The organism is Allobosea sp. Leaf344 (genome assembly GCF_001426225.1).
Lineage (GTDB): Bacteria > Pseudomonadota > Alphaproteobacteria > Rhizobiales > Beijerinckiaceae > Allobosea.
In genome coordinates this window covers 276,648-292,225 of sequence record NZ_LMRT01000001.1, presented here as the reverse complement: position 1 = coordinate 292,225, position 15,578 = coordinate 276,648, and the positions used below count along the sequence as shown (strand labels likewise).

General features: G+C 69.0%; 11 protein-coding genes. 8 read left to right on the top strand and 3 right to left on the bottom strand.

Annotation, left to right across the window (positions count from 1 at the left end; genetic code table 11):
* Positions 1 to 16: 16 nt before the first annotated feature.
* The 3 genes from ASG72_RS01325 to ASG72_RS01315 are packed head-to-tail and all read right to left on the bottom strand — an operon-like array spanning position 17 to position 6,899.
* Positions 17 to 895: a transglutaminase family protein gene (locus ASG72_RS01325; protein WP_056707891.1), complete on the bottom strand. Its 879-nt coding sequence runs from the start codon at positions 893 to 895 to the stop codon at positions 17 to 19.
* Positions 892 to 3,387, bottom strand: a complete 2,496-nt coding sequence (locus ASG72_RS01320) for a circularly permuted type 2 ATP-grasp protein (protein WP_056707888.1) — start codon at positions 3,385 to 3,387, stop codon at positions 892 to 894. Before ASG72_RS01320 ends, ASG72_RS01325 begins: the two co-directional genes overlap by 4 nt.
* A gap of 35 nt (positions 3,388 to 3,422) precedes the next feature.
* Positions 3,423 to 6,899 carry a transglutaminase family protein gene (locus ASG72_RS01315; protein WP_056707884.1) on the bottom strand — a complete coding sequence of 1,159 codons (3,477 nt, stop codon included), beginning with the start codon at positions 6,897 to 6,899 and terminating at the stop codon, positions 3,423 to 3,425.
* A gap of 240 nt (positions 6,900 to 7,139) precedes the next feature.
* Between ASG72_RS01315 and ASG72_RS01310 the strand changes: the two genes are divergently transcribed.
* The 8 genes from ASG72_RS01310 to eda all read left to right on the top strand — a co-directional run.
* Positions 7,140 to 8,741: an ABC transporter substrate-binding protein gene (locus tag ASG72_RS01310; RefSeq protein WP_156395743.1), complete on the top strand. Its 1,602-nt coding sequence runs from the start codon at positions 7,140 to 7,142 to the stop codon at positions 8,739 to 8,741.
* A gap of 141 nt (positions 8,742 to 8,882) precedes the next feature.
* Positions 8,883 to 9,944, top strand: a complete 1,062-nt coding sequence (locus ASG72_RS01305) for an ABC transporter permease (protein ID WP_056707881.1) — start codon at positions 8,883 to 8,885, stop codon at positions 9,942 to 9,944.
* 4 nt (positions 9,945 to 9,948) lie between these two features.
* Positions 9,949 to 10,839 (top strand): nickel transporter permease, encoded by an 891-nt coding sequence (nikC, locus tag ASG72_RS01300; protein WP_056707878.1) that lies wholly within the window; start codon positions 9,949 to 9,951, stop codon positions 10,837 to 10,839.
* 2 nt (positions 10,840 to 10,841) lie between these two features.
* Positions 10,842 to 11,729, top strand: coding sequence for an ABC transporter ATP-binding protein (locus ASG72_RS01295; protein ID WP_244488703.1), 888 nt, complete (start codon positions 10,842 to 10,844; stop codon positions 11,727 to 11,729).
* Positions 11,730 to 11,850: 121 nt separating this feature from the next.
* Positions 11,851 to 12,603 (top strand): ABC transporter ATP-binding protein, encoded by a 753-nt coding sequence (locus tag ASG72_RS01290; protein ID WP_056707872.1) that lies wholly within the window; start codon positions 11,851 to 11,853, stop codon positions 12,601 to 12,603.
* Between the two features lie 112 nt (positions 12,604 to 12,715).
* Positions 12,716 to 14,221, top strand: coding sequence for a glucose-6-phosphate dehydrogenase (gene zwf / locus ASG72_RS01285; RefSeq protein ID WP_056707869.1), 1,506 nt, complete (start codon positions 12,716 to 12,718; stop codon positions 14,219 to 14,221).
* A complete protein-coding gene (locus ASG72_RS01280; RefSeq protein ID WP_056707864.1) occupies positions 14,221 to 14,910 on the top strand; it encodes a 6-phosphogluconolactonase in 690 nt (229 codons plus the stop codon). The genes zwf and ASG72_RS01280 overlap by 1 nt, the downstream gene beginning before the upstream one ends.
* A gap of 53 nt (positions 14,911 to 14,963) precedes the next feature.
* Positions 14,964 to 15,578: bifunctional 4-hydroxy-2-oxoglutarate aldolase/2-dehydro-3-deoxy-phosphogluconate aldolase (eda, locus tag ASG72_RS01275; protein WP_056709853.1), on the top strand; the 615-nt coding region annotated here is incomplete at its 3' end.

The following is a 15,578-nucleotide window of genomic DNA, read 5'->3' as shown; positions in this document are numbered from 1 at the left end:
TACGGGGCGGGGGACGTCAGCCGATCGGGATGACGTCGACGGCGATGCCGATCTTCTGAGAGCCGGGGCCGACCAGCACGCCGTCGAGCGGCGAGACATCGGCATAGTCGCGGCCGAACGCCGTGACGATATGGTCGTCGGCGACGATGATGTCGTTGGTCGGGTCGAGCCCGACCCAGCCGGTCTCCGGCCCGCACCACAGCATCACCCAGGCATGGCTGGCATCGGCGCCTTCCAGCCGCTTCTGCCCCTCGGGCGGGATCGTCCGGATATAGCCGCTGACATAGGCGGCCGGCAGGCCGAGCCCGCGCAGGCCGGCGATCATGATATGCGCGAAATCCTGGCAGACACCGTGCCGGTTGGCGAAGGCCTCGGCCAGGGGCGTCGAGACCTCGGTCGCGTCGGGATCATAGGTGAAATCGCTGCGGATCCGGCGCATCAGCTCGCTGGCGGCCTCCAGCACGGGCCGCCGCGGCGGGAAGCTCTCGCGGGCATAGGCGACCACCGGCTCGACCTGCGGCACCAGCCGGCTGGGGAACAGGTGATGCACCGGCGAATCCGGAGCCAGGCTGCCCGATGCCAGCGCCAGCGCCGCGACCTCCTCCCAATGCCGGGTCAGGCCGGGGAAGGGCGGGGCCGGGCGGTTGACGGTGACCCGCGCCCGCATCTCGACCTTGAGATCGCGATGCGGCTTGGCGATCGTGATCGTCGTCATGCGGTTGCCGAAGAAGCAGATATTGTCGATCCGCTCGACCGGGCGCGGGGTCACCACGAGCTCGCTCTTCTGCACGCTCTGGCCGCCATCGCCGCGCGGCAGCAGCCGCAGCAGGCAGCGCGCGAAGGGCACCGGCCGGGAATAGCCATAGGTGGTGACGTGGCGGACGTCGTAGATCACGCGATCCCCATCATCCGCGAGGTCTCGGGCGCCGCGCTCTGCAGGAAATAGCGGTCGGCGACGGCGCTCGACAGCCCCATCAGCAACTGTTCGAACAGCAGGATGCTGGTGCGGTCGAGCCGCCCGGCCTCCGCCGTCCGGCATTCCGTCGCGAGCTTCAGCGCGAGGCGGCGCGGCGCCTCCAGCATGCCGTCATCGGCGAGCGAGGGCAGCTGCGCGATCTCGGTCTCCAGCCGGTCGATCTGGAAGGCGACGGAACGCGGATTATAGGGGTCGAGCATCACCAGATCGAGCACCGGCTGCAGGCTCGCGCCCAGCAGATAGCGCGAGCGATAGGTGATCTGCGAATCCGTCAGGTCGAGCAGCGCGTCGAGCCCGTCCGTCGGCGCCGTCGCTTCCGCGAAATGCCGCGCGAAGCGGCAGGTGGCGATGCCGCGCTCGATCCGCCGCCCGATGTCGAGGAAGCGCCAGCCCGCGCCCCGGACCATGTTCTCCTGGCTCAGCCCGGAGAAGGCGGCGAGGGATTTCAGCGCCCTGTCGGCGATTTCATAGGCTTCGCCCTCGCTCGGCTGCAGCCCGGGCTCCAGCGTCAGCTGGCCCTGCAGATCGCCGAACAGCCGCCAGGCATCGACCGACAGCCGCTCGCGGATCACCGAGGCCGTGCGGCGCGCCTCGCGGACGGTGGCATGGGCGGAGCCGTAATGCTCGACATCATGCAGCGCCACCGCCGCCTGCAGCGCCGGGCTCTGGCCCTTGCCGCCCGGCGCCGCGCCCCAGGCGGTGAGCAGGTTGACCAGCCGGCGCAGCGTGTCGCTGCGCCCGGGCGAGGCGTCGTCGGCGTCGAGCAGCCGGCCGAGCAGCGCGCGCACCAGGCGCAACGTCGCCTCCGTGCGCTCGAGATAGCGGCCGAGCCAGAACAGATTATCCGCGGCGCGGCTCGGCAAAGTGCCCACCACCCGGCGGATGCTGATCCGGTCCGCCGTCGGCAGCAGGCTCATCGGCTCGACAGGCGCGTCGGAGATCACCCAGACATCGCTGGACCGCACGCCGCTGCGCATGATCACGGCGCGGGCATCGGCATCGTCGGAGATGCGGCAGAACCCGCCGGGCATCACCTTCCAGCCATCGGGTGTCGCCGCCGCGAAGACGCGCAAAGTCACCGGATGCGGCCGCAGATGCCCGTTCTCATAGACCGGCATGGTGGAGAGCCGCACCACCTCCTGCCCGACATAATCCATGCCCCTGGCCGCGATCCGTGCCCGCAGCGCCTCGCGCTCCGGCCGGTCGAGCTCCCCCGCCAGCACCGGCTGGCCGTCGCGGCCGCCGCCGGCCGAGCGGAAGGCGGGAGCGATGCTCATCTCGTCGAGCCGGTCGAGCACGATCTCCCTTTCGCGCGCCTGTCCGCACCACCAGGTCGCGACATTGGGCAGGATCAGGGCCTCGTCGAGCAGCTTCTGGCCGATCCGCGGGAGGAAGCCGAGCAGCGCCCGCGATTCCACCACGCCCGAGCCGAGGCCGTTGGCGATATGGACATTGCCCTGGCGCACCGCCTCGACCAGACCGGCGACGCCCAGCGCCGAGCGGGCGTTCAGCTCCAGAGGATCGGCGAAATCCCCGTCGATGCGACGCCAGATCACGTCGGCGCGCTTGGGACCGGCGATGGTGCGCACATGCACCCGCCCGTCCCGCATCATCAGGTCGCCGCCCTCGACGAGCAGGAAGCCGAGATAGCGGGCGAGATAGGCCTGCTCGAAATAGCTCTCGTTGAGCGGTCCCGGGGTCAGCAGGCAGATCCGCGGCTCGACCCTGCGCGAACGGGAGACGAGGCCGGCGCGAAAGGACTGGAAGAAGGCCGCCAGCCGCTCGACATTCATGGTGCGGAACAGATCCGGGAAGGCGCGGGCCAGCGCCAGCCGGTTCTCCAGCGCATAGCCGGTGCCCGAGGGCGCCTGCGTCCGGTCCCCCAGCACCCACCAGCGCCCATCCGGGCCGCGGCCGAGATCGGCGGCGTAGAGCTGCAGCGCGCCGCCGCTCGGCGCGCCCTGCAGGGGCCGCAGATAATCCGGGCTGCCGCTGACCACCGCGGCCGGCAGCAGCCCCTCGCCGATGGTGGCGCCCTTGCCGTAGATGTCGTCGAGCAGGGCCGAGAGCAGCTGCGCCCGTTGCGCCACCCCGGCCGCGATCGTCTGCCACTCCGCCCCGGTCAGCACCAGCGGCACATGGCTCAGCGGCCAGGGGCGCTCCCCGGCCAGCGGGTCGCGCTCGTCGAGATCGCCATGCACGCGATAGGAGACGCCGGTGTCGCGGACATGCCGGTCCGCCAGGCCGAAGCGCTGGCCGAGCTCGTCCTGCGACAGGCTGCTCCATTCCGCCAGGAACGGCTCCCATTGCGGGCGCACCGTCCCGTCCGGCGCCATCAGCTCGTCATAGGCGCCGGCCAGCGGGCGATAGCCGCCCAGCAGCGCGTTGCGCCGCTCCGTCCTGACGCGCATCGACGGTGATCGGCCCTGTAGCGCCATGCGCGGGTCTAGACTCCGATGGGGCGCCGCAGATCCAGCGTCAGCGGGAACTCGGCGCTGCGCTCTTCCGGCGGAATCGCCAGCGCGCCGGGACTATGACCGATCGCCTCGAAACGCGCGAGCCGTCGCGCCTCCGCTTCGTAGGAATTCACAGGCGGTGTCTCGTAATTGCGCCCGCCGGGATGGGCGACATGATAGACGCATCCGCCGAGCGAGCGGCCGACCCAGCTGTCGACGATGTCGAAGGTCAGCGGCGCATGCACCGGGATGGTCGGGTGCAGCCCGGAGGCCGGCTGCCAGGCCTTGAAGCGCAGGCCCGCCACCGCCTCGCCGCCGCGGCCGATGCCGGTCATCGGCAGGCGCCGTCCGTTGCAGGTGATGATGTGGCGGCCGGGCACGAAGCCGCTGGCCTTGACCTGCAGCCGTTCGACCGAGCTGTCGACATAGCGCACGGTGCCGCCGATCGCCCCTTCCTCGCCCAGCACATGCCAGGGTTCGAGCGCCTGGCGCAGTTCCAGCGCCACCCCGCCATGCTCGACCCTGCCGAAGAAGGGGAAGCGGAATTCGTGCTGCGCCTCGAACCAGGCGGGATCGAAGGCGTAGCCGGCGCGCGCGAGATCGCCCAGCACATCCTGGAAATCCTGCCAGACCAGCTCCGGCAGCATGAAGCGGTCATGCAGGCTGGTGCCCCAGCGCACCAGCTTGCCCTCCTGCGGCTCGCGCCAGAACCAGGCGATCAGCGCCCGCACCAGCAATTGCTGCGCCAGGCTCATCCTCGCGTCCGGCGGCATCTCGAAGCCGCGGAACTCGATCAGCCCGAGCCGCCCCGTCGGCCCGTCGGGCGAATACAGCTTGTCGATGCAGATCTCGGTGCGATGGGTGTTGCCGGAGACGTCGACCAGCAGGTTGCGGAACAGCCGGTCGACCAGCCAGAGCGGGATCGTGCCCTGCAGCGGCCCCGGCACCTGCGCCAGCGCGATCTCGAGCTCGTAGAGCTGGTCCTGCCGCGCCTCGTCGATGCGCGGCGCCTGGCTCGTCGGGCCGATGAACAGCCCGGAGAACATGTAGGACAGCGCCGGATGGCGGTTCCAGTAGAGGATGATGCTCTTCAGCAGGTCCGGCCGGCGCAGGAAGGGCGAATCCGGCGGCGTCACCCCGCCGAGCACGACGTGATTGCCGCCGCCCGTGCCGGTGTGGCGGCCGTCGACCATGAATTTCTCGGCACAGAGCCTGGCCTGGCGGGCTTCCTCATAAACGCCGCGGGTGATCTCCACCGCCTCGCGCCAGGAGCGGGCAGGGTGGATGTTGACCTCGATTACCCCGGGATCGGGCGTGACCTTGACGACGTTCAGGCGCGGATCATGCGGCGGCGGATAGCCCTCGATATGCACCGGCTGCCCGCGCTCGCGCGCCACCTGCTCGACGCTGGCGACGAGATCGAGATAATCCTCCAGCCGCTCGACCGGGGGCAGGAAGACGCAGAGCACATTGTCGCGGATTTCCAGGCTGATCGCGGTGCGCACATGCTCGCCGCCGATCTCCTGCTCCGTCCGGTCCTGGGCCCCCGGCCCGGCCGTCTCGACGCTGCGGGAGAGCTGGTGGGGGCGCGGCTCGCCCGTCACCGCACCCTCGACCTGCGGCGCGGGCGCGGAAACCGCCGCCATGGATACTCCTGACGGAGCCGATCCGGGCTCCATCGACCCGTCCTGCGCCACGCCGCCGCGCGGGGCCTGAAAACCGGGGCTGGCGGTCTGGCCGCCGGTGGGCAGCGGCCCGCGCGGCTCCATCGGGTCCTGCGGGTGGATATGCGGATATTCCGCCTTCGGCACCACCGGCAGCGAGCCCAGCGGCAGGCGGTAGCCGACCGGGGAATCGCCCGGTACCAGGAACAGCCGGCCGCGGCGCAGCGTCCATTTCTCGGAGCGCCAGCGGCGATCCTGCGCCTGGCTCTGCCAGCGCTGCACCGGGATGACATAGCCGCGCGGCTTGCCGAGCCCGAGCTGGAAGACCTGCTGCATCCGCGCCCGCTCTTCCGGATCGGCGAGGCGCGGATCCAGCGGATCGACATTGTCCGGGAGCTGGGCCTCCTTAAGCAGCCAGTAGCCGGTATCCTCATAGGCCGGCAGCACGTAATCCGCGCCGAGGCCGAGCTTCTCCGACAGCCCCTCCGCCAGCGCCTCCGCCTCCGCCATGGTGGCGCCGGCTTCCAGCTCGAGATCGCGCCCCGTCGGCGTCCCCGGTTCGCGCGCGATCAGCGCCGCGTCGCGCCAGATCGGCTCGCCGTCCTGGCGCCAGTACAGCGCGAAGGCCCAGCGCGGCAGGCTCTCGCCGGGATACCATTTGCCCTGGCCGTAATGCAGCATGCCGCCCGGCGCGAAGCGCTCGCGCAGGCGGCGGATCAGCACGTCGGCGCGCTGGCGCTTGGTCGGCCCGACGGCGGCGATGTTCCACTCCTCGCCGGTCTGGTCGTCGATCGAGACGAAGGTCGGCTCTCCGCCCATCGTCAGCCGGACGTCCTGCGCCGCCAGATCGGCCTCGACGCGCTCGCCCAGCGCATCGAGCTGCGTCCAGGATTCGTCGGAGAAGGGCAGGGTGATGCGCGGCACCTCGTGCACGCGCGCCACGCTCATATGGAAGTCGAACTTCGTCTCCGCATAGCTCGCCACGCCCGAAACCGGTGCGGCGGAGCGGTAATGCGGCGTCGCCGCCAGCGGCAGATGGCCCTCGCCCGTCAGCAGGCCGGAGGTCGGATCGAGGCCGATCCAGCCGGCGCCGGGGATGTAGACCTCGGCCCAGGCATGCAGGTCGGTGAAATCCTTGTCGGTCCCGGCAGGGCCTTCCAGCGGCGCGATATCCGCCTTCATCTGGATCAGATAGCCGGAGACGAAGCGCGCCGCGAGGCCGAGATGACGCAGGATCTGCACCAGCAGCCAGCTGGTGTCGCGGCAGGAGCCGGAGCGGATGGCGAGCGTGTGCTCGGGCTCCTGCACGCCGGGCTCCATGCGGATCCCATAGGCGACGTGCCGCGCCAGCCGCGCATTGAGATCGACGATGAAATTGACGGTGTTGCTCTGGTCGCGCGGCAGGTCGCGGAGATAGCCGGTCAGAAGCTCGCCGGGCGGCTCGGTCACCAGATAGGGCGCGAGCTCCGCCCTGAGCTCGTCGGGGTAATGGAAGGGAAAGCTCTCGGCCTCGGTCTCGACGAAGAAGTCGAAGGGGTTGATGATCGACAATTCGGTGATCAGGTCGACCTCGATGCGGAATTCCCGCACCGGCTCCGGAAAAACATAGCGCGCCAGCCAGTTGCCGCTCGGATCCTGCTGCCAGTTCACGAAATGCTCGGCCGGCGTGACCTTCAGCGAATAGCTCTTGATCGCGGCGCGGCAATGCGGGGCGGGCCGCAGCCGGATGATCTGCGGGCCGAGGGTGACCGGGCGATCATAGGTGTAGTGCGTGACATGGTTCAGCGCAGCGATGATGGCCAAGGGTCTGACACCTGCTCGTTTGCACGCGGCGGGGCGCCGGCTGGCCTCAGGTTAGCGAGGCACTTCCCCCGCGCAAAGCACAACCTTGCGCAAGGCCGCGCCCGCCACGACGCCAGCTGCGCAAGAAATGAGCATTTGACGAGGATCTCGCCCGGAAACGCCATGGTAGCGCTGGACTCCACGGCATGTCTGGTTCCACATTGCCGCGATCGACGGCCGAGTACGGCCGCCGGACAGATAATGGGGAATTCCATGCGTCAATTCGCAAAAATGCTCACGGTCTCCGCCTTCGCGGCGTTGATGGCGTCCTCGGTCGTCGCCCAGACGCCGAAGGACACGGTCGTGATGGCCAAGCAGATCGACGACATCATCTCGCTCGACCCGGCCGAGGCCTTCGAGTTCTCGGGCGTCGAGGTCGGCGCGAACGTCTATGACAAGCTCATCGGCGTCGATCTGGCCAAGGGCAACGCGCTGGTCGGCGAGCTCGCCGCGAGCTGGACGGTCAGCCCCGACAATCTGACCTACACCTTCAAGCTGCGCCCCAACCTGAAATTCCACTCCGGCAATGCGCTGACCGCGGCCGATGTGGTCTATTCCTTCCAGCGCGCCGTGACCCTCAACAAGTCGCCGGGCTTCATCCTCGCCCAGTTCGGCTTCACCAAGGAGAACGTGCTGGAGAAGGTGAAGGCCACCGATGACGGCACCGTCGTCATCACCGTCTCCAAGCCCTTCGCCCCGACCTTCTTCCTCAACTGCCTGACCTCCGGCGTCGCCTCGATCGTCGATTCCAAGCTGGTCAAGGCCAATGAGAAGGACGGCGATTTCGGCAATGCCTGGCTGAAGCTGAACTCCGCCGGCTCCGGCGCCTACAAGGTCCGCGCCTATCGTCCCAACGAGCAATATGCGCTCGAGGCCAATGAGAGCTGGTACAAGGGCGCGCCGAAGAACAAGCGCGTCATCGTCCGCCACGTCGCCGAGCCGGCCTCGCAGCGCCTGCTGCTGGAGAAGGGCGATGTCGACATCGCCCGCAACCTCTCCAAGGACCAGCTCGCCGCGGTGAAGGACAAGGCCGACATCCAGATCGTGCAGGGCGACAAGGGCTACATCCTCTATCTCGGCCTCAACACCAAGAACCCGCATTTCGCCAAGCCTGAAGTGCGCGAGGCGATGAAGTGGCTGGTGGATTACACCGCGATCGAGCGCAACATCGTCGAGGGCACCTACAAGCACCATGAATCCTTCCTGCCGAAGGGTTTCCTGGGCGCCATCGACGACAAGCCCTACAAATTCGATCCCGCCAAGGCCAAGGAGCTGCTCACCAAGGCCGGCTATCCCAACGGCTTCACCGTCACCATGGATGTCCGCTCGGTGAACCCGATCACCGACATCGCCCAGGCGATCCAGTCGAGCTGGGCCCAGGCCGGCATCAAGCTCGAGCTGATCCCCGGCGACGGCAAGCAGACCCTGACCAAGTACCGCGCCCGCACCCATGACATCTATATCGGGCAGTGGGGCCCGGATTATCTCGATCCGCACACCAATGCCGAGACCTTCGCCATCAACGAGAACAATGGCGAGGATGCCAAGTCGAAGACGCTGGCCTGGCGCAATGCCTGGGACATCCCGGACATGACCAAGGTCACCCAGGCCGCCGTGCTGGAATCCGACGCCGCCAAGCGCGCCGCCACCTATGGCACGCTGCAGCGCGAGCATCAGAAGGTCTCGCCCTTCGTCATCATGTTCCAGCAGGTCGAGGTGTCGGCGCTGCGCAAGGGCGTGAGCGGCTGGGCGATCGGGCCGAGCTCCGACACCAATTTCTACGCGCCGATCGCGAAGAACTGAGACCGGCTCCGAACGAGCCCCCGCCACGTCCCGCGGACGTGGCGGGTTTTTGCTTTGGGCGGCCGCCGGCGGCGAGAGGCCGGGCCGGCGGGCGTTCGAGACGGACACAGACCTCCCGAGACGAGACGAAGTGGTTGCGTGATGACGGTTGCCGAGACGAGCAGGCGCAGCGGAGCGTTCCGCGACAGGGCCTCGCGCTGGGGCGGGCTGATCGGCCGCGAGCTGAGCACGGTGGCGATCACCATGTTCGGGCTGCTGCTGATCACCTTCCTGATCGCGCGCGTGGTGCCGATCGATCCGGTCCTCGCCGTGGTCGGCGACAATGCCCGGCCCGATGTCTATGACGCGGCGCGCGCCGAGCTCGGCCTCGACAAGCCGCTCTGGCAGCAATTCGCGATCTATGTCGGCAAGGTCTTCACCGGCGATCTCGGCACCTCGGTGCTCACCGCGCAGAAGGTCACCGACGACATCAAACGCGTCTTCCCCGCGACGCTCGAACTCGCGACCCTGGGAACGCTGATCGGCGTGGTGCTCGGCGTGCCGCTCGGCGTGCTGGCCGCCGTCTATCAGGGTCGCTGGCCCGACCAGCTCGCCCGCATCCTCGGCCTGTTCGGCTATTCCATCCCCGTCTTCTGGCTCGGGCTGATGGGGCTGCTGCTGTTCTACGCCAAGCTCGGCTGGGTCGGCGGGCCGGGGCGCATCGGCGTCGCCTGGCAGGATTTCGTCACCCCCGTCACCGGCGTCATCCTGCTCGACGCCGCCATGCAGGGCGAATGGGACGCGTTCTGGGACGCCTTCTCCCATCTCGTCCTGCCCTCCGCCGTGCTCGGCCTGTTCAGCCTGGCCTATATCAGCCGCATGGCCCGCAGCTTCATGATCGCCGAGCTGCAGCAACAATATGTCATCGCGGCGCGGGTGAAGGGCATGTCGGAGTTCCGCGTGATCTGGCGCCACGCGCTGCGCAACGCGCTCGTGCCGCTGATCACGGTCGTGGCGCTGTCCTATGCGCAGCTGCTCGAGGGTTCGGTGCTGACCGAGACGATCTTCGCCTGGCCCGGGCTCGGCCGCTACATCACCAATTCGCTGCTGAACGCCGATATGAACGCCGTGCTGGGCGGCACGCTGGTCGTGGGGGCGGTGTTCATCGGCGTCAACCTGTTCTCCGATATTCTCGGCCGCCTGGTCGATCCACGGACGCGGTGAGGCCATGACCACCTGGACCGAGTACCTCACCACCGATTCCCCGCAGTCGCGCCGCCAGGCCAGGCTCGGCCAGCTCTACCGGCAATGGCTCGCCTTCCGCCGCAACCGCCTGGCGGTGATCGGCCTCGGCATCGTCGTCGCGCTGCTGCTCGTCGCCGCCTTCGCGCCGCTGATCGCGCCCTTCGACCCGCTGGCGCAGAACCTCGACCGCCGGCTGATGCCGCCCTCCGCCGTCAATTGGTTCGGCACGGATTCGCTCGGGCGCGACATCTTCAGCCGCATCGTCCACGGCGCCCGCGTCACGCTGGTCATCGTCATCATGGTGGTGATCATGGTCGGCCCGGTCGGCCTGCTGATCGGCGCGACCTCGGGCTATCTCGGCGGCTGGGTCGACAGGGCGCTGATGCGGGTCACCGACATCTTCCTCGCCTTTCCCCGCCTCGTCCTGGCGCTGGCTTTCGTCGCGGCGCTGGGGCCGGGGCTGGAGAACGCCGTCATCGCCATCGCGATCACCGCTTGGCCGCCCTATGCGCGCGTCGCCCGCGCCGAGACGCTGATCATCCGCCAGCAGGACTACATCGCCGCGGTGCGGCTGCAAGGCGCCTCGCAATGGCGCATCGTCTGGAAACATGTGGTGCCGCTCTGCCTGCCCTCGCTGATCGTGCGCACCACGCTGGACATGGCCGGCATCATCCTCACCGCCGCCGGTCTCGGCTTCCTCGGGCTGGGTGCGCAGCCGCCGATTCCGGAATGGGGCGCGATGATCTCCGCCGGGCGCGAGCAGATCTTCGATCAATGGTGGGTCGCGACCTTCCCGGGCGTCGCGATCTGCATCGTCGCCCTCGGCTTCAACCTGCTCGGCGACGGCCTGCGCGACGTCATGGATGCGAGGTGAGCATGATGCACCCGACACCCCCTCTCTCGTCGGCCATGACCGAACAGCCTCTGCTCGAACTCGACAATCTCCGGGTCAATTTCCACACGCCGACGGGAATCGTGCGGGCGGTGCGCGGCCTGTCCTTCACGCTCGGCCGCGAGCGCCTCGGCATCGTCGGCGAATCCGGCTCCGGCAAGTCGATGACCGGCCGCGCCATTCTCGACCTCATCCCGCCGCCGGGCGAGGTGCTGGCCGACCGTATGGTCTATCGCGGCCAGGACTTGCTGACCATGGACAGGCGCAGCCGCCGCAAGCTGCGCGGGCGCCACATCTCCATGGTGATGCAGGATCCGAAATTCTCGCTGAACCCGGTCCAGACGGTCGGATCGCAGATCGCCGAGGCCTATCGCGTCCATCACAAGGCGAGTGCGCGCGAGGCGAAGGAGCGCAGCCTCGGCATGCTCGAGGCGGTGCAGATCCGCGAGCCGGCCCGGGTCTATGATCTCTACCCGCACGAGGTCTCCGGCGGCATGGGCCAGCGCGTGATGATCGCGATGATGCTGATCGCCGAGCCCGACATCCTGATCGCCGACGAGCCGACCTCGGCGCTCGACGTCACGGTCCAGCTGCAGGTGCTGAAGATCCTCGACGATCTCGTCACCAGCCGCGGCATGGGCCTGATCTTCATCAGCCACGACCTGCATCTGGTGCAGTCCTTCTGCGACCGCGTCATCGTCATGTATGGCGGCAAGGCGATGGAGACCCTGCCGGCCGCCGAACTGGCGGATGAGTCGGCGCGGGCCCGCCGCCACCCCTATACGCTCGGGCTGCTCGGCTGCCTGCCGGATCTCGACCACCCCAAGGCGAAGCTCGCCACATTGGAGCGCGACCCCGCATGGCTGGCCTGAACCAGACCGAACCCGCCGCGGCTCCCCGCCCGTGCCGCGCCCGGCGGCCCGAGGTCGTTTCGGGACCATGGCTTCGCCTCCCGCTCGGAGGGCGGGCCGACACGAGCGAAAGTGCAATGCGATGACCGGCCCCGCGATCGCCACCGAGAGGCTGAACGTCTCCTTCGCCGATAATCACGTGGTCAAGGACCTGTCGCTCTCGGTCCAGCCGGGCGAGAGCTTCGGCATCGTCGGCGAATCCGGCTCCGGCAAATCCACCGTGCTGCGGGTGCTGGCCGGCCTCAACCGCGACTGGAGCGGCGAGGTCGCGATCCTCGGCAAGAGCCAGCCGCGGCAGCGCGACAAGGCGTTCCACCGCGCCGTTCAGATGGTCTTCCAGGATCCCTATGGCTCGCTTCATCCGAAGAAGACCGTAGATGACGCGCTGGCCGAGCCGCTGACCATCCATGGCATCGGCGATGCGGAAGCCCGGATCGGCCGCGCCATGGCCGATGTCGGCCTGCCGCCCTCCTTCCGCTTCCGCTATCCGCACCAGCTCTCCGGCGGCCAGCGCCAGCGCGTCGCCATCGCCAGGGCGCTCGTGCTGGAGCCGAGCATCCTGCTGCTGGACGAGCCGACCTCGGCGCTCGACGTCTCGATCCAGGCCGAGGTGCTGAACCTGCTGACCAGCCTGCGCCGGCAGCGCAACCTCACCTACATTCTGGTCAGCCACGATCTCGCGGTCGTCGCCCATATGTGCGAGCGCCTGCTCGTCATGCAGTTCGGCCGCGGCGTCGAGGAGATGACGGCGCAGACGCTGGCGGCGCGCAATCCGCAGACCGATTATGCCCGCCAGCTGCTGGTCGCCAGCGAAGGCTTCAAGCGCGCGGGATGAGGCGCACGCCCCGCGCGCGGAGCGTCGTGATGTTTCCGCAAAAGCGCGTCATGATGGCGCGAGTCGCAGGGAGGTGCCCTGCGCTTCTCGCCAGACGAAAGACGCCCCGCCCATGGACGCCATCGCCGATCGCATCATCCGTCCCGAGGCTGCGCCGCAGCGCACGCCCGTGCCGCCTTTCGATCTGGTGATCTTCGGCGCGAGCGGCGATCTCGCCTTGCGCAAGCTGTTTCCCGCTCTGGCCCAGCGCAATCAGGAGGGCGTGCTGCCCGAGGACAGCCGCATCCTCGCCATCGTGCGCAAGAGCGAGGATGTGACGGGGCTGCCGAACCAGATCGCCGAGCGGCTCGCCCAAGACAATCTCGCCGCGGATGAGATCGAGGCCTTTCTGCGCCGCCTGACCATGGTCCAGGCCGATGCGCTGCAGCCGGAGAGCTTCGCCGCGCTGAAGCAGGCGCTCGGCCAGTCGGAGCGTGTGCGGTCCTTCTATCTCTCGACGCCGCCCGACCTGTTCATCCCGATCTGCGAGAACCTCGCCAAGGCCGATATCCTGACGCCGACCTCGCGCGTCATCCTGGAAAAGCCGCTGGGGCGCGATCTCGCCTCCGCCCGCGAGATCAACGACGCGGTGGCCCGCATCCTGCCCGAGAGCCGCACCTACCGGATCGATCATTATCTCGGCAAGGAAACGGTCCAGAACCTGCTGGTGCTGCGCTTCGCCAACACGCTGTTCGAGCGCTCCTGGTCCAGCCGCGACATCGACAACGTCCAGATCACGGTGGCCGAGACCGTGGGGCTGGAAAGCCGCGCCGGCTATTACGACAAGGCCGGGCATATGCGCGACATGGTGCAGAACCACGTCATGCAGCTGCTCTGCCTCTTCGCCATCGAGCCGCCCAACATGCTCGAGGCCGATGCCGTGCGCGACGAGAAGGTGCGCGTGCTGAAGGCGTTGCGCCCGATCGTCGGCCCCGATGTCCAGCGCCACACGGTGCGCGGGCAATATGGCGCCGGCCAGAGCGACGGGCAGCGCGTGCGCGGCTATGCCGAGGAGCTCGGACACGCCTCCAACACCGAGACCTTCGTGGCGATCCGCTGCGAGATCGACACCTGGCGCTGGGCCGGGGTGCCGATCTATCTGCGCTCCGGCAAGCGCATGGCGCAGCGCTATTCCGAGATCGCCGTCACCTTCAAGCCGGTGCCGCATTCGATCTTCGGCAGCGGCCCCGGCTGCGACAGGCTCGACGCCAACAGGCTGGTGATAAGGCTGCAGCCGAATGACGGGGTGCAATTGCAGCTGATGATGAAGGTGCCGGGCTCCGGCCGCCTCAAGATCGTGCCGCGCCAGCTCGATCTGCGTTACGAGACCGCCTTCGACGTGCGCACCCCCGACGCCTATGAGCGCCTGCTGACCGACGTCATCCGCGGCGACCAGACCCTGTTCATGCGCCGCGACGAGGTCGAGCAGGCCTGGGCCTGGGTCGACCCGATCCTGGCCGGCTGGCGTGAATTCTCGCCGCAGCCGCATCGCTACGCCGCCGGCTCCTGGGGCCCGTCCCAGGCGATCGGCCTGATCGAACGCGACGGCCGCTCCTGGGCCGATCCGGAGATGCTGTGATGGCGCCGGCCGGTCCCACCGCCTGGTTTCGCTTCGACACGCTGGAAGGGGCCTGCGAGGCGCTCTCCGAAAGCGTCGGCGTCCGCATCCGGGCGCTGCTCGATCGGCAGGCGCGCGTGCTCCTCGCCGTCCCCGGCGGCACCAGCCCCCGGCATTTCCTGGAGACGCTGGGCGAGGTGCCGCTCGATTGGGGCCGCGTCACGCTGATGCCCACCGATGAGCGCTTCGTCGCGCCGGAGGACGCCGCCTCCAACGAGCGCATGCTGCGGGAGCGGTTCCGCCCGCTCGGCGAGGGGCGCTGCGGCTTCGTCTCCTTCCACGGCTATGGCAGCGATCTGGAAGCCGCGGCTTCGGCACTCTGCGCCCATATCGCCACCCTGCCGACGCTCGACATCCTGGTCAGCGGCATGGGGGCCGACGGCCATATCGCCTCGCTCTTTCCCGGCGACCCCGCGCTCGAGCCGGACTGCCCCGATAGCGGCGTCGCCATCGCGCGGCCGGACGGCCATGCCCCGCGGCTCTCCTTGTCGCCCGGCCGGCTCCTGGAGGCGCGCTGGGCGGGGCTGCTGATCTCGGGGGAGGCCAAACAGGCCGTGCTCGCCGCGGCCGCGGAGCGTACGAGGCCGCTGCCGATCGATCTCCTGCTGCGCCGGCCGCAGGGCCTCGACGTCTATTGGGGCAGGCGCTAGAGACGGGGCGCACCGATCCGCAGCCCCGCGAACCGCCTGAAATGAGAACCGCCATGGACGAAACAGCCGTGATCGCTCGCCTGAAGGCCTGCGGCGTCGTGCCGGTCGTGGTGATCGAGGATGCGGCGCTCGCCGTCGATCTCGCGCGCGCGCTGGTCGAGGGCGGCATCGACATCGTCGAGGTCACGCTGCGGCGGCCCGCCGGACTCGCCGCGCTGGAGGCCATCGCCCGCCAGGTGCCGGAGGCGCTGGCCGTGGCCGGCACGGTCGTCACGCCCGAGCAGGTGCTGCAGGTGAAGGAGGCCGGCGCACAGGCGGTGGTCAGCCCCGGCTTCAGCGAGACGGTCGACGCGGCGCTGAAGGAAGCCGGCCTGCCCTGGCTGCCGGGTGTCGCCACCGCGTCGGACTGCATGCGCGCGGTCGCGGCCGGGCGGCTGCATTGCAAATTCTTCCCCGCCGAACAGGCCGGGGGCGTCTCCGCCATCAAGGCGCTGTCGGGGCCGTTCCCGCAGCTGCAATTCTGCCCCACCGGCGGCGTCGGCCTGAACAACCTCGCCGATTACCTCGCGCTCGGCCAGGTGATCTGCGTCGGCGGCTCCTGGCTGGTCCCGACGGATGCGGTGGCAGCGCGCGACTGGGCGCGGGTGACGCGGCTGGCGAGAGAGGCG